The organism is Chryseobacterium sp. FH2, from assembly GCF_001045455.1.
In the GTDB taxonomy this organism is placed as follows: domain Bacteria; phylum Bacteroidota; class Bacteroidia; order Flavobacteriales; family Weeksellaceae; genus Chryseobacterium.
This window is the reverse complement of sequence record NZ_LFNE01000002.1, coordinates 44,393-63,598: the sequence shown is the minus strand read 5'-3', so window position 1 is coordinate 63,598 and position 19,206 is coordinate 44,393. Positions and strand designations below refer to the sequence as shown.

22 protein-coding genes are annotated in these 19,206 nt (G+C 34.6%); 14 read left to right on the top strand and 8 right to left on the bottom strand.

The window, feature by feature from the left end; genetic code table 11:
• Positions 1-9: 9 nt before the first annotated feature.
• From ACM39_RS03200 to ACM39_RS03175, 6 genes are read left to right on the top strand one after another with little or no spacing between them, the layout of a single operon-like run.
• Entirely contained in the window at positions 10-624 is a 615-nt protein-coding gene (locus ACM39_RS03200; protein ID WP_048509590.1) for an NAD(P)H-dependent oxidoreductase, read from the top strand.
• Entirely contained in the window at positions 624-911 is a 288-nt protein-coding gene (locus ACM39_RS03195) for a putative quinol monooxygenase (protein WP_048509589.1), read from the top strand. The genes ACM39_RS03200 and ACM39_RS03195 overlap by 1 nt, the downstream gene beginning before the upstream one ends.
• 2 nt (positions 912-913) lie before the next feature.
• Entirely contained in the window at positions 914-1,666 is a 753-nt protein-coding gene (locus tag ACM39_RS03190; protein ID WP_082140511.1) for a type 1 glutamine amidotransferase domain-containing protein, read from the top strand.
• Positions 1,667-1,687: 21 nt separating this feature from the next.
• Positions 1,688-2,671 (top strand): aldo/keto reductase, encoded by a 984-nt coding sequence (locus ACM39_RS03185; RefSeq protein ID WP_048509588.1) that lies wholly within the window; start codon positions 1,688-1,690, stop codon positions 2,669-2,671.
• Between the two features lie 48 nt (positions 2,672-2,719).
• Positions 2,720-3,229 (top strand): PPC domain-containing DNA-binding protein, encoded by a 510-nt coding sequence (locus ACM39_RS03180; RefSeq protein WP_048509587.1) that lies wholly within the window; start codon positions 2,720-2,722, stop codon positions 3,227-3,229.
• A gap of 24 nt (positions 3,230-3,253) precedes the next feature.
• Entirely contained in the window at positions 3,254-3,742 is a 489-nt protein-coding gene (locus tag ACM39_RS03175; protein WP_048509586.1) for a VOC family protein, read from the top strand.
• Between the two features lie 73 nt (positions 3,743-3,815).
• Here ACM39_RS03175 and ACM39_RS03170 read toward each other — a convergent pair whose 3' ends face one another.
• Positions 3,816-4,259: a carboxymuconolactone decarboxylase family protein gene (locus ACM39_RS03170; RefSeq protein WP_048509585.1), complete on the bottom strand. Its 444-nt coding sequence runs from the start codon at positions 4,257-4,259 to the stop codon at positions 3,816-3,818.
• 300 nt (positions 4,260-4,559) lie between these two features.
• Positions 4,560-5,132 (bottom strand): Crp/Fnr family transcriptional regulator, encoded by a 573-nt coding sequence (locus tag ACM39_RS03165; RefSeq protein ID WP_048509584.1) that lies wholly within the window; start codon positions 5,130-5,132, stop codon positions 4,560-4,562.
• 65 nt (positions 5,133-5,197) lie between these two features.
• Here ACM39_RS03165 and ACM39_RS03160 point away from each other — a divergent pair, with 65 nt between their 5' ends.
• Positions 5,198-5,563 carry a DUF1304 domain-containing protein gene (locus ACM39_RS03160; protein ID WP_048509583.1) on the top strand — a complete coding sequence of 122 codons (366 nt, stop codon included), beginning with the start codon at positions 5,198-5,200 and terminating at the stop codon, positions 5,561-5,563.
• Between the two features lie 58 nt (positions 5,564-5,621).
• On the opposite strand, the gene ACM39_RS03155 is transcribed toward ACM39_RS03160, so the two are convergent.
• A complete protein-coding gene (locus ACM39_RS03155) occupies positions 5,622-6,089 on the bottom strand; it encodes a thioredoxin fold domain-containing protein (RefSeq protein ID WP_048509582.1) in 468 nt (155 codons plus the stop codon).
• Complete coding sequence (locus tag ACM39_RS03150) at positions 6,086-8,155, bottom strand: TonB-dependent receptor plug domain-containing protein (RefSeq protein ID WP_048509581.1); 2,070 nt, start codon at positions 8,153-8,155, stop codon at positions 6,086-6,088. The genes ACM39_RS03155 and ACM39_RS03150 overlap by 4 nt, the downstream gene beginning before the upstream one ends.
• A 121-nt stretch (positions 8,156-8,276) precedes the next feature.
• Here ACM39_RS03150 and ACM39_RS03145 point away from each other — a divergent pair, with 121 nt between their 5' ends.
• The 7 genes from ACM39_RS03145 to ACM39_RS03115 all read left to right on the top strand — a co-directional run bounded on the left by ACM39_RS03145 (position 8,277) and on the right by ACM39_RS03115 (position 15,828).
• Positions 8,277-9,464: a homogentisate 1,2-dioxygenase gene (locus ACM39_RS03145; RefSeq protein ID WP_048509580.1), complete on the top strand. Its 1,188-nt coding sequence runs from the start codon at positions 8,277-8,279 to the stop codon at positions 9,462-9,464.
• Positions 9,465-9,491: 27 nt separating this feature from the next.
• A complete protein-coding gene (locus tag ACM39_RS03140) occupies positions 9,492-10,766 on the top strand; it encodes an acetyl-CoA hydrolase/transferase family protein (protein ID WP_048509579.1) in 1,275 nt (424 codons plus the stop codon).
• Between the two features lie 136 nt (positions 10,767-10,902).
• A complete protein-coding gene (locus tag ACM39_RS03135) occupies positions 10,903-11,685 on the top strand; it encodes a hypothetical protein (RefSeq protein ID WP_048509578.1) in 783 nt (260 codons plus the stop codon).
• Positions 11,686-11,923: 238 nt separating this feature from the next.
• The gene (gene hppD, locus ACM39_RS03130; protein ID WP_048509577.1) at positions 11,924-13,054 is read left to right on the top strand and encodes a 4-hydroxyphenylpyruvate dioxygenase; all 1,131 of its coding nucleotides are present in this window, start codon (positions 11,924-11,926) and stop codon (positions 13,052-13,054) included.
• Positions 13,055-13,127: 73 nt separating this feature from the next.
• Positions 13,128-13,595, top strand: a complete 468-nt coding sequence (locus ACM39_RS03125; protein WP_048509576.1) for a hypothetical protein — start codon at positions 13,128-13,130, stop codon at positions 13,593-13,595.
• A 158-nt stretch (positions 13,596-13,753) separates the two neighbouring features.
• A complete protein-coding gene (fahA, locus tag ACM39_RS03120; protein ID WP_048509575.1) occupies positions 13,754-15,001 on the top strand; it encodes a fumarylacetoacetase in 1,248 nt (415 codons plus the stop codon).
• Complete coding sequence (locus ACM39_RS03115) at positions 15,001-15,828, top strand: flavin reductase family protein (RefSeq protein ID WP_048509574.1); 828 nt, start codon at positions 15,001-15,003, stop codon at positions 15,826-15,828. The genes fahA and ACM39_RS03115 overlap by 1 nt, the downstream gene beginning before the upstream one ends.
• A 38-nt stretch (positions 15,829-15,866) precedes the next feature.
• On the opposite strand, the gene ACM39_RS03110 is transcribed toward ACM39_RS03115, so the two are convergent.
• The 4 genes from ACM39_RS03110 to ACM39_RS03095 form a co-directional block, all read right to left on the bottom strand.
• Positions 15,867-16,682 carry an arylamine N-acetyltransferase family protein gene (locus ACM39_RS03110; protein WP_048509573.1) on the bottom strand — a complete coding sequence of 272 codons (816 nt, stop codon included), beginning with the start codon at positions 16,680-16,682 and terminating at the stop codon, positions 15,867-15,869.
• Between the two features lie 30 nt (positions 16,683-16,712).
• A complete protein-coding gene (locus ACM39_RS03105; RefSeq protein ID WP_228377047.1) occupies positions 16,713-17,375 on the bottom strand; it encodes a hypothetical protein in 663 nt (220 codons plus the stop codon).
• A gap of 66 nt (positions 17,376-17,441) precedes the next feature.
• Positions 17,442-18,338 carry a helix-turn-helix domain-containing protein gene (locus ACM39_RS03100; protein ID WP_048509572.1) on the bottom strand — a complete coding sequence of 299 codons (897 nt, stop codon included), beginning with the start codon at positions 18,336-18,338 and terminating at the stop codon, positions 17,442-17,444.
• A gap of 20 nt (positions 18,339-18,358) precedes the next feature.
• Positions 18,359-19,198, bottom strand: coding sequence for an alpha/beta hydrolase family protein (locus tag ACM39_RS03095; protein ID WP_048509571.1), 840 nt, complete (start codon positions 19,196-19,198; stop codon positions 18,359-18,361).
• Positions 19,199-19,206 lie beyond the last annotated feature (8 nt).

Sequence of the window (19,206 nt, the reverse complement as noted above, 5' to 3'; positions counted from 1 at the left end):
CATACAACAATGAAAAAAGTATTAATTATTAACGGTGGACAAAACTTCGGACATTCCGGAGGAAAATATAATCAGACAATCGCAGACAACACGTTGGAAGTTCTAAAAGAATTTGGAAATGTAGAAGTAAAGATCACAAATGTGGGCGAAGGTTACGATAAAAATGAAGAAGTGGAAAAATTCGTTTGGGCAGATTATATTATTTACCACACCCCAATCTGGTGGTTTCAGCTTCCGAATGGTCTGAAAAAATATATAGATGAAGTTTTCACAGCCGGTCATGCAAAAGGAATTTACATGAGTGACGGCAGAACTTCCGAAAATCCAAAAATCAACTACGGAACCGGAGGAATGCTTGGCGGAAGAAAATATATGGTAACGACAAGCTGGAATGCACCTGAAACAGCTTTTACGCTTCCGGGAGAATTTTTCAACGAAACAAGTGTAGATAATGGGCCACTATTTGGCTTTCATAAAATGAATGCTTTCGTTTCATTAGAAAAAATGGGAAGTTTTCATTTTCATGATGTAGAAAAAAATGCCAATGTAGAACGTGACATGAAAATCTATAAAGAACATCTTAAAAATGTTTTTCAACAGGAATTAAAACCACAATTGGCCTAATGAAAATATATCTCACAGCCATTATAAAAGCCAAAAAAGAATACAGAACAGAAGTTTTAGAGGTTCTTCAAAATATGGTAAAAGAAACCCAAAAAGAAGAAGCCAACGAACTGTATAGTCTTCATCAGAGTATTGAAGACAAAAATCAATTTGTTTTTTACGAAATCTGGGAAAATGAAGAAGGATTGGCTCAACATAACCAGCAACCTTATATTCAGTCCTTTGGAGCTTTGGTTGATGAAAAATTACAGCAACAGCCACAAATTTATTTAGCCAACATTATTTAAATATGAAAAAATTAGTGTTTTTACTACTTGCCATTTTTATGATAGGGCTTGCACAGTCACAAACAAAAGAATCTACATCTGTAAAAAAGAAAATTTTATTTGTCGTTACCAGTCATGACAAAAAAGGGGAAACAGAGGAAAACACAGGATATTACCTTGGTGAAGTTTCACATCCTTGGGAAGTCCTTCACAAAGCAGGTTACGAAATAGATTTTGTAAGCCCGAAGGGAGGAACTCCTCCTGTTGACGGATTTGACTTAAAAGATCCCGCAAACAAAGAGTTTTGGGAAAATAAAGAATATAAAAATAAAATTGATAATTCTTTAAATCCTTCTCAGGTGAACCCAAACAATTATTCTACCATATTGTATGCAGGAGGTCACGGTGCGATGTGGGATTTTGCTGACAATACAGAACTGGCAACAATTGCTTCAAAAATTTACGAAAACGGCGGAATTGTAGCTGCAGTCTGTCACGGCCCTGCAGGTCTGGTTAATATAAGACTGAACAATGGTAAATATTTAGTAGACGGAAAAAAAATCAATGCTTTTACTAATGAAGAAGAATCTGAAGTACAGTTGACGAATGTTGTTCCTTTTCTTTTGGAGGATAAATTAAAAGAAAGAGGTGCAAAATTTGAAAAATCAGGACTTTGGCAAAATCATGTGGTAAGTGACCAAAGAGTGATTACAGGGCAAAATCCTCAATCTGCAAGAAGTGTAGGTGAGGCTATTTTAAAGGAATTAAATAAGTAATAGTTAAAACAGTAAGAAAAAATGAAATATAGAAAATTAGGGAATACTGATTTAGAGCTTTCAGTAATTACTCACGGGGCATTCGCCATCGGTGGAAATATGTGGGGCGGAAATGAAAAGCAAGATTCTATAAACTCAATTCATGCTTCTTTAGACAATGGTGTAACTTCTATTGATACAGCTCCTTTCTACGGTTTTGGGCTGAGCGAAAAGATGATCGGAGAAGCTATTAAAGGAAAAGACCGTTCAAAAATTCAGTTGTTAACAAAATTCGGATTGGTTTGGGACGGAAGTAATAATTCAAACGGTGAATTTTTCTTCGATGCAGAAGATAGTGGCACAAAATTTCCTGTTTATAAATTAGCTTCAAAACAGAATATCATTAAGGAAATTGAAGAAAGTTTAAAAAGGCTGGGAACAGATTATATTGACCTTTTACAGCTTCATTGGCCGGATTCTACAACGCCAATCAGCGAAACGATGGAAGCGCTGGAATTGTTGATTCAACAAGGAAAAATCAGAACTGCCGGTGTTAGCAATTATTCCGTAGAGCAGATGAAAGAAGCTGATAAAACATTGAAATTAGCAAGTAATCAGGTTTCTTACAGCATGTTGAATCGTGCAATTGAAAATGATTTGGTTCCTTATTCTCTGGACAACAATTCAGGAATTATTGTTTACAGCCCGATGGAAAGAGGTCTTCTGACAGGAAAATATTTTAAAGAAATACAATTAAAAGAAAACGATCACAGAAACGGATATTTTTCTCAGTTTGATTTACATAAAGTAAAAAATTTCTTAGAGAAAATTGTACCAATTGCTCGAGAAAAAGAGGTCTCACTTTCACAGCTGGTTTTACGTTGGACGACTTTGCAGCCTGCAATTACAGTAGTTTTAGCGGGAGCAAGAAATGCCCAGCAAGCCATTGAAAATGCCCAGGCAATCTCTTTTGATTTATCACAGGAAGAATTGAATTTTATAAATTCTGCATTAAAAGAAATGTAAACAGATTGATTGCCGGTTTGACAAATTTAATTTTAAATATAATTGATTATGAGTTTATTGAAAAACATTATTTTATTATCTACAATTTTAATAATAAATATTTTTTCGGCACAGCAAAAAGAAATTTGCAGATATATAAAAACTCCTACAGGATACCTGATGGTACTGCGACAGGGTGATGATGTGATTGCAAATATTGAAAATCTGGCGAAAACAGAAAATATTCCGTCAGCAAGTTTTACAGGGATCGGTTTTGCATCTGATATAACCTTCGGATTTTATGATTTTAATACAAAAAAGTTTAATCCTAAAACTTTTTACAAAGTAGAAATGGGAAGTCTCACGGGCTCTATCGCGTGGAATGAAAAAGGTGCGTCTGTTCACATTCACGGAGTTGCAACTGATGATAAATTCAATGCTTATGGCGGCCACATTTTATCGTTGCATGTGGGAACCGGTTCTATGGAAATTTATATAGCCCTGAATGAAACAAAATTAGAACGGAAAATTGAACAGCCATTAAATGCTAATGTTCTGCAGCTGAATTGCCAGCAATAAATTACCAATTAAATTTTTAAAACAATGGAAAATATAAATAAAGGTTTTACACGTGCCAATCATGTTGGGATCACTGTTAAAAATTTAGAAAAATCAATTGACTTTTATGAGGCATTAACCGGAATAAAAGTCTCAAATATAGATGAAATCGGCGGACAGAGAATGGCCAAAACACAAGGACTGGATGATACTAAAATCAAATATGCCAATCTTCATCTTGACAATTTGAACATTGATATTTTAGAATATGTAGAGCCTGAATCTGAAAAGGTAACATATAAAAACAATCAAATCAGTGCAATGCACCTTTGTTTTGAGGTAGACAACATTGATGATGCAATTCAAAGATTAAAGAAAATTGGTGTAAATACAGAAGGTGAGCCCATTACTTTTCAGGAAGAAGACGGCCTGAAATCTGGCTTTGGGACTTCTGTTGCATATTTTCAGGATCCTGATGGAACAAATCTGGAAATTATCGCTCCGCAAGGTCCGTTTAAAAGGAAAAACTCTTAACCCAATTTTATAAACATAAAAGCTCTTCAAAATTTGAAGAGCTTTTTAATAAATAATTTTAAATATCTGAAATTTATTTTGCAATCGGCAAATGTGTGCTTATCGCAATTCTATTCCAGGAATTAATGGTAATAATTGCCATGATAATTTGTGCAATCTGATTTTCATCAAAAAACTGTTTTGCTTTGTGATAAGTTTCCTCTGTCAGTCCTCTTTGGTTGATTAAAGTAATCTCTTCAGTCATTGCCAAAATCACTTGTTCTTCTTCTGTATAAAGTTCTAAAGCTTCTCTCCAGGCATTCAAAAGATATATTCTTTGTGGAGTTTCGCCGTATTTCACTGCATCTTTTGTGTGCATATCCAGACAGAAAGCACAACCGTTGATTTGTGAAGCTCTGATTTTGATTAATTCTTTTTGAATGTGATTTAGAGAAATTGTCTGAAGGTAACCTTCCAATCCCATCATTGCTTTGTAAGCAGCAGCATCTACAGTTGCAATATTAATTCTTGCGCTCATATATTTATATTTTTTAGGTAAATTATCTATTGTCGATGAATATTTTACTTGGTTTGCTCATAAAAATGCTGAAAAAAGCACTAAGCTTTCAGGAAGAAAAAAGGACAATTATTTCGTCCATTTTTCGAAACTCTCCCAATTAACTTTTTTCAAAATTCCGAATCGGCCAGCAATTGCATAGCACACTGTCACAGACATTGCCCAACTGTGAAAATTGATAATTTTTATCTGCCATTCCCCCTTTGTTTTTATTAACAGGACAAAGTTGCGGCTTTTAAATTGTAAAAAACTTAAACTGGTTTAAGAACGTAATTTGGCTCTGATTTCACTCAAATATTCAGGGGTAAAACCTAAAAAAGAGGCTACCAGATACTGTGGAATCCTTTGAATAAACCAAGGATATAACGTACTAAAATGCAAATAATGTTCTTCCTTCGTCATCTCATAGATATAACGGATTCTTTTTTCGGCAGCTGCATAGGCGGTCTGGTACACCATTCTGAAATAACGCTCCATAATCGGGTGTTTTTCCAATAAAAGCTCCTGAGACTGATAATCAATGATCAAGAGTCTGGAATTTTCTACAGACTGGATATTGAAGCTTGACTTTATTTGTTTTTCGTAAGCAAAAGTATCAGCAATCCACCAGTTTTCTATAGCAAATTCTGTAGTTTGTTCCACTCCCTTTTCGTTGACAAAAAACTTTCTCAGGCATCCTTCCAAAACGAAATATTTGAATTTGCAGACATCACCTTCAAGCATAAGATTTTCTTTCTTTTTCGTTTTTAAAATCTGAAAAAATGAAATGATAGAAGCAAATTCTTCCTCGCTTACCACAATAAATTTATCCAAATGTGCCTTGAAAGTTTTCATTTTTGAAATTGTATTACCAAACTTAACTTTATTTTTTTAGTTTTACAATTCCAAAACAATAAATCATGGAAATCGTAGCAAAAATTTTAGTTGCAGTTGTAGCTCTCGAACATCTTTATATTCTTTGGATGGAAATGTTTGCATGGGAAACAAAAGGAAAAGAAGTTTTTAAAGCTGCCCTTCCCGCAGAAATGTTTAAACCCACAAAAGGTCTGGCTGCTAATCAAGGGCTTTACAATGGTTTTCTTGCTGCAGGATTAATCTGGTCTCTTTTAATAAAAGATGAACAATGGCAGACAAATGTTGCATTATTTTTTCTAGGATGCGTGGCTATAGCGGGAATTTATGGTGCAGTTTCAGCAACGAAAAGAATATTTTTCGTTCAGGCTTTACCCGCTATTTTGGCGATTATTGCTGTTTTATTACAATAAAACTTAATGATATTTAGTAAGTTTAAAAAAACCGGCGTTATCTACGGGAAATAAAAAATCACAAAGCAGAAATTTCCAACAGCTTCTGCTTCATTTTTTCAGGCTTTAATTGCCCTTCATGATACTCAACTAAGTTTTGATTTTTATCTAAAATAATCCACAGCGGATAAACGGGCTGATTTTTATTTTTTAACAGAGCTAAAGCCAGTTCGTGAATTCCGGAATTTCCATTCGGCAAATAATTAAATTCCTTTCCCTGAAAACTGATTTTTTCTTTCGTTTTCTCCGCTTCGAAATTGATAAAATAGAAATTTTCACTGAGCATTTTCACTAAATCTTTATCCTTATTCAATTGGAAAGATTCAATCCTGCAGACTACGCACCAGTCCGTATAAATATGGATAATTGTAGGCTTTTGATTTTCTTTCTGTTGAATTTCAAGGTCGGAAAAAGTGCCTGTCTTTATCTGTGAAAGACAAAAACAAGGCACTAACATTAAAAATAAAAATAGTATGAAGCTTTTCATTTCAAAGTATATTTCACCCCCAAAAAACCTCTGATTCCCTGCATAGGAGCATATCCGTAAGTAGTATCAAAAGTGTAATGATAAGGATTGTTAACAGGGTCATCAATATATTTATCAAAAGGATCAAACGCCCTCATCAACGGGTCTTTTGGTGTAAAATTGAACATATTTTTAATTCCGCCATACACTTCAAAGCCGGAGATGAAACTTTTCGAAACCTGAATATTAGCCAGCGTATAAAAAGGTGAATATTCAGATCGGTAGTCATTTGGTAATACAGGCAATCGCATTGGCCCGTAAAACTGTCCCGTAAAATCAACGGTTAGATTATTTGGAAATTTATAGGTCAAATTATATGTTCCGCTCCATTTTGGCGCATGAAGTTGCTGAACTTTTCTTTCTTTTCCATCAAATTTTTGATATACATCCAGATAGGTCATCCCCAAATTGATACTCAGCGGGAAACTAAAATTGTAATCTACATTCAATGATGCCCCTCTTGAAATTCCATAGCCATTCAGATTATCATATATGATTTTCTGAGGATCAGTATCAAAATCACCAACAATTTTATTACTGAAATAAGTATAAAATGCTGAAGCATCAAAATTGATTAATTTATCACCCACAGGAATTTTCCAGACATAGTTTAAATTTCCGTTGACGGATTTTTCAGGTTTTAAATCAGATTTAATTACCACTTCACGTGAGCCCGTCAAAGCAGCATGATCTTCTGTAAATAAGTTTACTACCCTAAAACCCGTCCCAAAATTAAATCTAAATATATGATAAGGATTTGGAGAAAATTTCCAGGCAAAACGCGGAGAATGTATAGCATGATGGATTTTATCATAATCAAACCTATATCCCAGCAACAAGGTATTTTTTTCGTTAATTCCCCATTGGTCTTGAATGAAAGCTCCAAAAATAGGAGATTTCATAGGGTCGTTTGTCAGACCATCTGCCGATAAAGTTCCCGGAGTATTATCATCATAAAAAGTTTTCTTGAAAGCTAATCCCAAAATCAAATCGTGATTTCCTAGTTTTTTATCCCAATACGTTTGGGTAAAACCAACTTTTTGAGTCGCTTCAAAAGGATTTGTTCCATAAAATGAATTTTGATCATGAAAATTATAAGAAAACTGAGTGATAATATTTTCCTTCAGCGGCCATTGATAAACTCCAAAAGCCTCTACTCTATTCGTATAAATACTTTCTCCATAGACTTCGTTGCTTCCCCGGTGCGATTTATTCCACTGCATTTCACCACCAAAACGGTCTTCATATAAATATCTCAAGGCAAAACCAGCCTGTCGGCTTCCTTTTCTTCGAAAATTCCATTTATTAAAAACTGAAATTCTGTTTTGTAAAGCTGCATCTGTAAAATTATCTTTATTTTGATCTATCCTTTTTTCATAATTGAAATAATTTAAACTTAATAATGAAGCTGCATTTTTCCCGAAATTAAATTTCGTTGACAAATCCACATTATTCTCGCTCCAGGTGCTCGTCATCACGTCAATGCTTAATTTAGGAGCTGTTAAAGCATTTTTAGTGATAATATTGATAACTCCACCCATCGCCTCAGAACCGTAAATGGATGAAGCCGGACCTTTTACCACTTCAATCCTGTCAACCAGACTATTCGGAATTCCACTTAAACCATACACTGTAGACAATGAACTTACAATCGGCATTCCGTCAATCAAAATCATCGTGTAAGGACCTTCCAGACCGTTGATATGAATATCTCCCGTGTTACAGACCGAACAATTCAATTGAGGTTTTACGCCGTTTACCATGGCAATTGCTTCGAAGATATTCGGAGTAGGATTTTTCTGGAAAAACTTTTGACTATAAATTTCTACTACAACAGGACTTTTCGATTTACTGATTGGTTTTATTGTTCCCGTAATCACTACATCATCGATATTTTTTGTTTTGATTTTATTGCTTAAAACTTTACCCGAATCCAGTTTTTTTGGTTTATTTATATTCAAAGTATCCATTTCTTGTGAAAAACAATAGCCTGAAAAAAAGATTACAGAAAATAATATTCGCTTCATGAAATTAAAATTGTTAGACAAAACTAACAATTATTTTTAGAACAACAAACTATATGATAAATGTTGTTGAAATCAATTCACGAAAAATTATTAAATTTGAGAAACTACATATAAAAGTAAAATGAGATATCATCAGTCGGGAAATATCCCACAAAAAAGGCATACGATTTTTAAATCTCCTGAAGATAAATTTTACTATGAACAGCTTTTCGGGACGGAGGGTTTTCATGGAATTTCTTCTTTGTTATACCACATTCACCGTCCTACCCAGATAAAATCGATTGGAGAACCCAAAGATGTCAGTCCGAAAATTGCCGTTGACAAAAATGTAACACCTAGGATGTTTAAGGGGATGAATGTAACTCCTGAAGACGATTTTATGGGCAGCCGAAAGTTCCTTATGGTGAATAATGACCTGAAAATGGGATTATCGAAGCCCAGAAAATCAATGGATTATTTCTATAAAAATGCTGAATGTGATGAGCTTTTATATGTTCACCAAGGAAATGGAGTTTTAAAAACTTTTGTAGGTGATTTAGAATTCTTTGTGGGTGATTACCTGATTATTCCGAGAGGAACAATTTATCAGGTAGAATTAAAATCTGATGATACCGTTTTCTTTGTTTTGGAAAGCCACTCTCCGATTTATACCCCGAAAAGATACAGAAACGAATTTGGGCAATTACTGGAACATTCTCCGTTCTGCGAAAGAGATATCATCGCACCTACTTTCGTTGAACCAAAAGACGAAAAAGGAGAGTTTTTAATTAAAGTAAAAAAAGAAAATCAAATCACTGACTTCATCTATGCAACACATCCATTTGATGTGGTAGGTTGGGACGGTTATTTTTATCCTTATAAATTTAATATCAAAAATTTCGAACCGATTACAGGCAGAATTCATCAACCGCCACCGGTTCACCAGAATTTTGAAGGACACAATTTTGTGGTTTGTTCGTTCTGTGCAAGAATGTATGATTATCACCCAATGGCAATTCCTGCACCTTATAACCATTCAAATATTGATTCTGATGAAGTTTTATTCTATACAGAAGGAGATTTCATGAGCAGAAATCATATTGATTTAATGGATTTTACGCTTCACCCGGGAGGAATCGTCCACGGTCCACATCCCGGAGCAATGGAAAGAAGTATCGGTAAAAAATTCACTGAAGAGTATGCAGTGATGGTTGATCCTTTCCGTCCTTTGAAAATCACTGAAGAAGCTCTGAAAGTTGAAGATCCTTCATACAAAACTTCATGGCTGGATGAGCAGGATAAAACAATTCAGGATCGTTCACAAGAATAAAAATTATTTCAAATAAAAAATTTCACTATGTACAATTATATCAGTGCAGAAGAAGCTATATATACCATCAAAAGCGGAAATCGTGTATTTTTCCACGGAAGTGCATGTACTCCGAATTATTTAATCGATGAATTGGCAAGACAATCTCACAGACTCGAAAATGTAGAAATGGTTTCTATTACCCAACAGGGAAATGTAGAGATTGCAAAGCCTCAATATAAAGACAAATTCTTTGTTAATTCATTATTTGTTTCGACACCTGTGCGTAATGCCGTGAATTCTGACAGAGGAGATTTTGTTCCCGTTTTTTTAAGTGAAATTCCGATTTTATTTAGAAAGAACATTTTGCCGTTAGATGTTGCATTAATAACAGTTTCCCCACCAGACAAACATGGTTTCTGTACTTTGGGGACATCGGTGGATGTGGCAAGATCTGCAGTGGATACAGCGAAAATTATTGTTGCAGTCGTTAATCCTTTGATGCCCAGAACTCACGGTGACGGAATGATTCACATCAGCAGAATTAATAAGTTGGTCTGGCATGAAGAAGAGCTTCCAACAGTAGATTACGGAGCTAAAGTTGGTCCTGAGGAAATGGAGGTCGGGAAAAATGTAGCTGAGCTTATTGAAGACAAATCTACTCTTCAAATGGGTATAGGAACTATTCCAGATGCAGTTTTAAAATGTTTAGGCAACCACAAAGACCTCGGAATTCATACCGAAATGCTGAGTGACGGAGTTATTGATTTGATTCAAAATGACGTTATCAACAACAAATACAAAGGGTACAACGATAATAAAACCATTACAAGCTTCTGTTTCGGAACCAGAAAATTGTATGATTATGTTGATGACAATACTGTTTTCTCATTTGACGATGTAGGAACGGTGAATTTTCCTATCAATATCATGAGAAATAAGAAGATGGTCGCTATTAATTCTGCCATTGAAATTGATCTAACGGGACAAGTCTGTGCCGATTCTATCGGCACCGTGCAATACAGCGGAATCGGAGGTCAGATGGACTTCATGAGAGGAGCTGCTTTGAGTGAAGACGGAAAACCAATCATTGCTATTACTTCAAGAACTAAAAAAGGGGTTTCCAGAATCGTGCCTTACCTAAAACAAGGGGCCGGAGTTGTAACGACCAGAGGTCACATTCATTACGTGGTTACAGAGTATGGGACTGCCTACCTGTATGGAAAAAACCTCCGCCAGAGAGCTCAGGAACTAATCAGCATAGCCCATCCTGATGACAGGGAAATGCTTGAAAAAGCTGCTTTTGAAAGATTTAAACATTAAAATGCCTGACATTATTTTTTTGTTAGGTTGTTTTATTTGATGAAAAAACGTATTTTTAACGTGGGAGAAAGAAATCATAAAAATGTCTTAATATTCTGGCAGTATTTTTGATAAAACCCTTTCTAAAATTTGGAAATTGAAGACTATATATAATTCAATAAGGGAAGAAGTTGTAAAGCATTCCAAAGTAAAGAATTCTGTTTTAGGGAATGTAAATGAATGGAAAAGAAGTCACTATATTATTCTTTCCGAAATCATAAAAGATGAATTATCCGAAGCCGAGCACCTAAAAGGAGGAAAAAAATTCGAGATAGGAAACACTATTTCGCATGTTACTTTACAACGTTTTTTTGAGAATGATTATCAGGATAAAACACATAACGATTTACGTTTCTTAAAAACATTAGATAAAATATGTATCTTCCTGGGTCATAAAGATCTGAATGCTTATATTCAGTTTATAAAGGAAAAAAAACAGGAAAATGAGCAGAACAATCATCAAATTTTTCTGCAAATGGTTTATGACTATTGTGCCACCGTTTTTGAATTTTACAAGAAATTTCCTAAACATGATACAGAGCTTTTCAAAGATTTAGTTTTTGATGGCTCTCCGTTCTTAGAAAGAGCCTCTCAATTTAGCAAAGAATTATGTGACAGGGATTTTCATTTGGTGACTAAAAACAACCGTTCAAACTTTGAGGTTTTTGATATTCACATTGTAACAGATGAGCCGGATAAAAAAATTCTGGAATCTCAGGAATTTTGGAATCTTTTATTCAAAGTAGGAGAATCAGGTGAAGAACATTTCGTAAATCAACTTAATACACAAATCTATTTCCTGCGAAAAATAGACAACGTATGGAAAATCTGGGATAATTATAATCCTGACGCAGGAAGGCTAAATAAAAAAGCCGATTAACAGTAAAACGGAAGCCGTAGAAATTCTACGGCTTCCGTGTTTCGAAATATTTTTTTTTCACTTGCTTTGTTAAACAAATGTATACAAGAAAATTACAATATAATAAACTTAAATATACTTAAATGAACACTTCTTTAACATTATGTTAAGTATCTTCAATGATTATTTGTTAATACTTTTGCCATTCCTAAGATTTTTGTAATTTGCATTCCCAGAAATAAAAGTAAAAATAGAAAATATGTCAACACTTACATTTGCCGAAAAAATTGCTCAAGCAGAGAATTTTTTGCCAATTAATGGTACAGATTACATTGAGTTTTATGTAGGAAATGCAAAACAGGCTGCCCATTATTACAAAACCGCTTTTGGTTTTCAGTCTGTAGCATACGCTGGTCCAGAAACAGGAGTAAGAGATCGTGCATCTTATGTCCTTCAACAAGGAAAAATAAGATTGATCTTAACAACCGGTCTTAAATCTGATTCACCAATCAACGAGCACGTAAAAAAACACGGTGATGGAGTGAAAATTTTGGCACTTTGGGTAGACGATGCTTATAAAGCTTTTGAAGAAACTACAAAAAGAGGCGGAAAGCCATATTTGGAGCCTGTAACTCTTACAGACGAGCATGGCGAGGTAAGAATGTCCGGAATTTACACATACGGAGAAACGGTACACATGTTTGTTGAAAGAAAAAATTACACAGGGCCGTTTATGCCTGGTTACGAAAAGTGGGAAAGCAATTATAAACCGGAAGAAGCTGGTTTATTGTACGTTGACCACTGTGTAGGAAACGTAGATTGGGACAGAATGCTTCCAACGGTTGAGTGGTACGAAAAAGTAATGGGATTTGTAAATATCCTTTCTTTTGACGACAAACAAATCAACACAGAATATTCCGCATTGATGTCTAAAGTAATGTCAAACGGAAACGGCTTTGCTAAATTCCCTATCAATGAGCCAGCAGAGGGCAAAAAGAAATCTCAGGTAGAAGAATACCTTGATTTCTACGAAGGTGAAGGCGTACAGCACATCGCTGTGGCTACAAAAGACATTATCCATACGGTAACAGAACTTAAGAAGCGTGGCGTAGAGTTCCTTTCTGCTCCACCGGAAGCATACTACGACATGGTTCCTGAAAGAGTTGGTCATATTGACGAAGATCTTAAAAAACTTCAGGATTTAGGTATCCTTATTGATCATGATGAAGAAGGATATTTACTGCAAATCTTCACAAAACCTGTAGAAGACCGCCCTACTCTTTTCTTTGAAATTATTGAAAGACACGGTGCTCAAAGTTTTGGTGCAGGTAACTTCAAAGCATTGTTCGAAGCTTTAGAAAGAGAACAAGAAAGAAGAGGAAATCTTTAATTTTTAAAATACAATCTCAGGTTTTGTCAGGATGAAAAATCTTGACAAAACTTTTTTATAAAAACACATTATTATGAAGAAATTTTTCGCTGGAATTTTATTTGTTGGAGCAACTTTGGGCGTAAAAGCACAATACAGCACATTAGATCAAATTCTTACCAGGCTTGAAGAAAGAAAAGGGGTAAATCAACATCTGGAAAATGTAAATATTGATAACAAAAAGTTTGTTTACATTAAAGATGAGGCAGATCATACAGAAAGGGATTTTATTGTAATCAAAGGAAATAAAGTTACTTACGTAGAAGTTTTTGATGATAAAGCAACAGGGGAAAGCAGTTCCAATGTTTTTTCAGGTGACATTGTCAGAAACAAAAAAAACATCATTTCTTTAAGAGCAGATATGCTTGAAAACAAAAAGGTTCCGATTCCTGTTACTAAAACGTTGCTGCTGACGATGCAGGATGATATTTTATATCTTATAGACATCAATACAAGAGCCAGATGGATAGATGAAGCCTCTTATTCAAAGGCAAAAAAATAACAAATATCTGGGTTTGAATGATTGTCATTCCGAAAAATGAGAAATATATTTTGATATTAAAATTAAAAATTAAGACTCATTACCTGAATGACGTTTCCTGATATTAAAAAAAGTAAATTTTTAACGGACTATCTTGATCCAAATTAAAATCTAAACTTATGAAATCATTTGTAGAATATTCCTCAAATTCGGATTTTTCAATACATAATATTCCATTCGGAGTAGCAGTTTTTAACAAAGAATATATTGGCTGCTGCACGAGAATCGGAGATCAGGTAGTTGATCTTGCAACGTTGCATGATCTTGGCTATTTTGAAGACATTGAAGGCTTAGACGATAATGTTTTTGAAGCCTATACATTAAATGAATTTATCGAACTTGGCAAACCTGTAACCAATGCGGCCCGTTTAAAAATTCAGGAATTGCTGCAGGAAGGTTCAATCTTGTCTAAAGATCAGAAAACTATTGAAGATGCATTTTACGATTTAGATAAAGTAAAAATGATGATGCCTGTACATATTCCGAATTATACGGATTTTTACAGCAGTATTGAACACGCAACTAACGTTGGAAAAATGTTCCGTGATCCTGCAAATGCTTTATTGCCAAACTGGAAACATCTACCGGTAGGCTATCACGGCAGAGCATCATCAATTGTAGTGTCAGGAACGGAAATCAACCGTCCAAAAGGCCAGACGAAACCTGCAGATGCGGATAAGCCTGTTTTTGGGCCATGCAAACAATTAGATTTTGAATTGGAAATGGCTTTTATCCTCAACAAAAATACGGAGATGGGGGAAAGTATTTCTACAAAAGAAGCGGAAGATGCTATTTTTGGAATGGTTATTTTCAACGACTGGTCTGCAAGAGATATTCAATCTTGGGAATACGTTCCGCTAGGACCATTTTTAGCTAAAAATTTCGGTTCGTCTATTTCTCCCTGGGTTGTTACCCTGGAAGCTTTAGAACCATTCAGAACAGCTTCTCCAGAACAGGATCCTGAAGTTTTAGAGTATCTGAAATTTGAAGGAGATAAAAATTATGATATTAACCTTGAAGTTTATCTGCAACCTGAAAACGGTGAAGAAAATCTGATTTCTGAAAGTAATTACAAATTCATGTATTGGAATATGACACAGCAATTGGCACATCACACAATCAATGGTTGTAACGTAGAAGTTGGTGATATGTATGCAAGCGGAACAATTTCAGGAAGCGATCCAAAATCTTTTGGCTCAATGCTTGAGTTGACATGGAGAGGTCAGAACCCAATCCAATTGAGCAACGGGCAGGAAAGAAAATTCATTGACGATAATGATACCGTAACGATGAAAGCGTGGGCTGAAAAAGATGGTATAAGAATTGGTTTTGGTGAAGTTTCCGGTAAAATTATTCCGACAGTTTAATGAAAACAGTAATCCCATCCGAAATAACTTCTGTACAATTACAGACTATCATGCAGACGGCTGTTTCACCGCGCCCGATTGCATTGGCTTCAACAGTGGATAAAGATGGTAATAATAATTTATCACCATTTAGTTTTTTCAATATGTTCAGCACAGTCCCTCCAATTCTGATTTTTTCACCATCGAGAAGAGTACGGGACAATACAACTAAACATACGTTGGAAAACGTTTCGGAAGTGCCTGAAGTGGTTATCGGAACTGTAAATTTCCCGATCGTACAGCAGATTTCATTGGCTTCCACTGAATATGAAGAAGGGATAAATGAGTTTATTAAGTCAGGTTTAACAATGAAAGACGCTGAATTAGTAAAGCCTAAATTAATCGAAGAATGCCCTGTAAATTTTGAATGTAAAGTTTTAGAAGTAAAATCTTTAGGAGATCAGGGCGGTGCAGGGAATTTGGTGATTTGTGAAGTTCAGAAAATCCATATCCGGGAAGAATATCTAAATCAAGAAGGAAATCTTGACCAAAAAAAACTGGACATGGTAGCCCGCTTAGGCGGAAACTGGTATTCCAGAAATAATGCAGATAATCTTTTTGAAGTTCCTAAACCTTTAGTAACAAAAGGAATCGGCTTTGATCTTCTTCCTGATGAGATAAAATACAGCAGGATATTCACCGGAAATGATTTAGGAATGCTTGCCAATGTGGAGGTGTTACCTGCTGAAAATTTCCATACTGATGAAAATATACATCAGAATGCACAGAAATTATTATTGGAAAGCAAGGTTGAAGAAGCCTGGAAACTATTAGTAAAACAGCGCTAATTTTTACAAATTTAAAATGCCTTCTTTTTGAAGGCATTTTAAATTTTATCAAACTTGTCAATGAGAAGTTCTTTATCTTTTATATTATCTAAATTAATATTAAACACATTTTCAAGCAAAGTAAGTAATTCTGAATGATTGTTAATTTCAATAATTTCTTTAACTCCATTGTTATACCGAACATGTAAACAGTTGTTATTCAAAACATACCGAGCTATTTCATCTACTTTTGTTACGACCAGATTTTCTTTAAATAATGATGATGGATGGGTGGCTATATACCAATTGGAAATTTCCAGATCAGACTGCTCTACAGGTTCTAAAGAAAACTCATAAATAGGTTTTTTCTCATCTGCTATTAATGATAAAGTATAAACAGGACCATCTTGTAATATCTGAAAAGTTCCGTTACGAGTTGTCTGCTCGCTTTCACAATGTAATAGCAATGGAGCTGTCAAGGTAACTGTGCCAAACCCTACATCTACAAGATATTTTTCTTTGTTAAGATTAACAATAAGCATCATGTGTGTACGTGTGCCCTTCCCTTCCTTTCTTCCCCATAAAACTCTTGCAAGGTGAGTTTCAACATCAAATCCTATTACTTCTAAAATATTTTTCAGTAAAATATTTTGTTCATAACAATACCCTCCCCTATTTTCATTCACCAGCTTATTAAAAACAGATTCTCTGTCTAAGTAAGGAACGTTATTGGTAAAACTATCAATATTTTCAAAAGTAATGTATTGAGGGTGTAGTTGATGTATATTCCTCAATACTTCCCAATCTACGATTATCCCTTCGTTTCCGGTATAATGTATTCTTTTGAAATATTTCTCTAATTCTATATTTCCCATTATTATATATGTTGTTTGTTAAAATTAATCTTATTTAAATAACCTTACCGCTGCAAAAATCCCGAAATTATTCTTCGTTATTTTATCCTGTCCATATTTATCAAAGTTAGCCCCGAAGCCAAAACTATAATCACTATAATTAAGTCCCATTCTTATCATTACGTAACTCCTCGCATGAGCACCATCCCTTACAGATTGAGCATATAATCCCTGCAATCTGGAATATACCTTCCATTTTTCATTTAGTTTAGGCCGATATTCAATCATTCCAAAGCCTTCCAGATTACTGTTATCAGACAAATCAATCCGTGGTGCAACAATTACAGTAATATTTTCAGCTATATAAGAATAAAGTATAGAAACACTAGGTCTCAAACCTGTAGAGGGCGTGTAGTGTACCCCGCCAAGTATTCGAAAACCTGTTGTAAACTCATAGGCTAAGTTGAACTGGGACATGGCATCTTTAGCATTTTTCTCATTCCATTTCGAAGAAATATTACTGACACTGAAAAAAGAAAGTTTCGGAATATCTTTAAAGGTTTTATTGATATTCAGTTGTAAAGCAGCGCCTTTGTCTCCGCTTAATACTTCAAAAATTACAGGTGAGCCCTGGTCTTCTTTAACGTCATTTTCCTGAGCTTTTACCAGAAAGACAACTATTAACAAAAATATTGACAAGCTCTTAAATTTCATTTCTCAAACAATTACACTGCAAATTTCAGCAATACGGTATAATTGTATATAGAACAAATAAAGCAATTAATAGGACAAATCAATCATTTTTCTATATTGATTGGGTGAAATACCTGTATGCTTTTTAAAGAAACGGGTAAAGTAAGAAGGGTCTTCAATTCCTAAAGAATAAGCAATATCACTGATACTTAGCCCCGTATTTGAAAGCAGGGATTTAGCTTCCATTGTCAATGTTTCACCGATAATTGAAGAAGCTGTTTTTCCAGTTGCCGTTTTTACCGATTTATTCAAATGATTAGGAGAAACATGAAGTATATCTGCATACTTTTGAATACTGTGGACGGAATTAATATACTGGGTAACGGCTTTTCTGAAGTGAAAAGCTGTTGTTTCGTTAGCAGTAAGGCTGATTGGAGGAAGTCCCTGTATAACTGATTTTATTTCAGCCAAAAAAGTTTGCAGGTATGAAGCTATTAAACTGATATTATCCTGCTGATATAATTCCTTCATCCTTTTCAGCAGATTCATAAGATTTTCTTTTGTTTCATCATTCACTGTGATACGGTGATCATTTTTTATATCCAAATAACTTAATATTTCCTGCAGGTTTTTAAAACCTTTGTCCCTTGAGAGAAGCTCATCTGGAAAATTGCAGTAATATCCATCAATGTTATCTGAAAATTTCTCAATTGTCCTTATTTTATAAGGCGGCAGAATCATCAGAGTAGATTGAGAAATAGAATAGGAATCTGAACAGACTGTTTTCACCATTTCCCCACTGTTTACAAATACGAAGTCATTTACCGTTAGCCTATGGGGTAGAAAAGGCATCTGTAACTGTTTTTTTTGGACAGAAAGCTCAACAATAAAAAAATCACCTGATTCTCTGTTTTCAACATCTGGCGAATCAGCCTGTGTGGCTGCCCTGAAATTTTCAGGATCATATTGAGGGATTAATTTCATGTATTATTGATCAGATGTATTTACATTTTCTCTTTTATAAAATCAATACATTTTTCTGTTACCAGATTTAAGCTTTCCGGTAAATCATTTTCTTCCCACGGCTCTTTTGCTCCAAAAGTGTGGTTCACATTTTCGACTAAAAACAACTCGGAATTTGGATTTAAAATATGAAGATGTTCGGCATTTTTTACACTCACACTTTCGTCATTTGTTCCATGAATGATTAAAACATGAGCTTTTGCCATTTCTGCAGCTCTTTCTACATCAAACCGGTTGGAATCTTTTTCAAAATCCTGATAAAATTGATAGTAATGCGGCATTTCTTGTTTCGTTCTCCCGTTTAAAACATAATAAACTCCTTTTTCCTTCCAATTTTCAAGTGCATCACCTGCAGGAAAGCGCTCTAAGGTATCAACACCCGCCAATGTAATCAAACCATTGATTCTTTCGTCTTCATAAGTTTTAATAATGGAAATTCCCCCTCCTCTGCTGTGACCAATCAAAATTACTTTTTGATCATCAACTTGAGTATCCTTAATAAAATAATCAATTACCGCGCCTAAATCTGAAAGTTCTTTGGAATAATTATTATTTCCGAAAGCTTCTAAATCAGCAAAATTATGAGAATCTTCAACTGTAGTTCCGTTATGGGAAAAATTAAATTTAACAAAGAAAAATCCGGCTTTTGCAAACTTTTCTGCCATTAAATTCCATGCACCCCAATCTTTATACCCTTTATAGCCATGCACAAAAATCACCAAAGGCAGTTTTCCCCCTTTTTCAGGATAAAAGGCGTCGGCAAGAAAATCTTTGGTTTCAGGATTTGAGATGATAATATTTTGTTTTTTTTTGATGTTCATATTTTACT

Bases quoted from the DNA above. Each gene is read 5' to 3' on its own strand.
- ACM39_RS03200 (WP_048509590.1), top strand. From the start codon at position 10: ATGAAAAAAGTATTAATTATTAACGGTGGACAAAACTTCGGACATTCC.
- ACM39_RS03195 (WP_048509589.1), top strand. From the start codon at position 624: ATGAAAATATATCTCACAGCCATTATAAAAGCCAAAAAAGAATACAGA.
- ACM39_RS03190 (WP_082140511.1), top strand. From the start codon at position 914: ATGAAAAAATTAGTGTTTTTACTACTTGCCATTTTTATGATAGGGCTT.
- ACM39_RS03185 (WP_048509588.1), top strand. From the start codon at position 1,688: ATGAAATATAGAAAATTAGGGAATACTGATTTAGAGCTTTCAGTAATT.
- ACM39_RS03180 (WP_048509587.1), top strand. From the start codon at position 2,720: ATGAGTTTATTGAAAAACATTATTTTATTATCTACAATTTTAATAATA.
- ACM39_RS03175 (WP_048509586.1), top strand. From the start codon at position 3,254: ATGGAAAATATAAATAAAGGTTTTACACGTGCCAATCATGTTGGGATC.
- ACM39_RS03170 (WP_048509585.1), bottom strand. From the start codon at position 4,259: ATGAGCGCAAGAATTAATATTGCAACTGTAGATGCTGCTGCTTACAAA.
- ACM39_RS03165 (WP_048509584.1), bottom strand. From the start codon at position 5,132: ATGAAAACTTTCAAGGCACATTTGGATAAATTTATTGTGGTAAGCGAG.
- ACM39_RS03160 (WP_048509583.1), top strand. From the start codon at position 5,198: ATGGAAATCGTAGCAAAAATTTTAGTTGCAGTTGTAGCTCTCGAACAT.
- ACM39_RS03155 (WP_048509582.1), bottom strand. From the start codon at position 6,089: ATGAAAAGCTTCATACTATTTTTATTTTTAATGTTAGTGCCTTGTTTT.
- ACM39_RS03150 (WP_048509581.1), bottom strand. From the start codon at position 8,155: ATGAAGCGAATATTATTTTCTGTAATCTTTTTTTCAGGCTATTGTTTT.
- ACM39_RS03145 (WP_048509580.1), top strand. From the start codon at position 8,277: ATGAGATATCATCAGTCGGGAAATATCCCACAAAAAAGGCATACGATT.
- ACM39_RS03140 (WP_048509579.1), top strand. From the start codon at position 9,492: ATGTACAATTATATCAGTGCAGAAGAAGCTATATATACCATCAAAAGC.
- hppD (WP_048509577.1), top strand. From the start codon at position 11,924: ATGTCAACACTTACATTTGCCGAAAAAATTGCTCAAGCAGAGAATTTT.
- ACM39_RS03125 (WP_048509576.1), top strand. From the start codon at position 13,128: ATGAAGAAATTTTTCGCTGGAATTTTATTTGTTGGAGCAACTTTGGGC.
- fahA (WP_048509575.1), top strand. From the start codon at position 13,754: ATGAAATCATTTGTAGAATATTCCTCAAATTCGGATTTTTCAATACAT.
- ACM39_RS03115 (WP_048509574.1), top strand. From the start codon at position 15,001: ATGAAAACAGTAATCCCATCCGAAATAACTTCTGTACAATTACAGACT.
- ACM39_RS03110 (WP_048509573.1), bottom strand. From the start codon at position 16,682: ATGGGAAATATAGAATTAGAGAAATATTTCAAAAGAATACATTATACC.
- ACM39_RS03105 (WP_228377047.1), bottom strand. From the start codon at position 17,375: ATGAAATTTAAGAGCTTGTCAATATTTTTGTTAATAGTTGTCTTTCTG.
- ACM39_RS03100 (WP_048509572.1), bottom strand. From the start codon at position 18,338: ATGAAATTAATCCCTCAATATGATCCTGAAAATTTCAGGGCAGCCACA.
- ACM39_RS03095 (WP_048509571.1), bottom strand. From the start codon at position 19,198: ATGAACATCAAAAAAAAACAAAATATTATCATCTCAAATCCTGAAACC.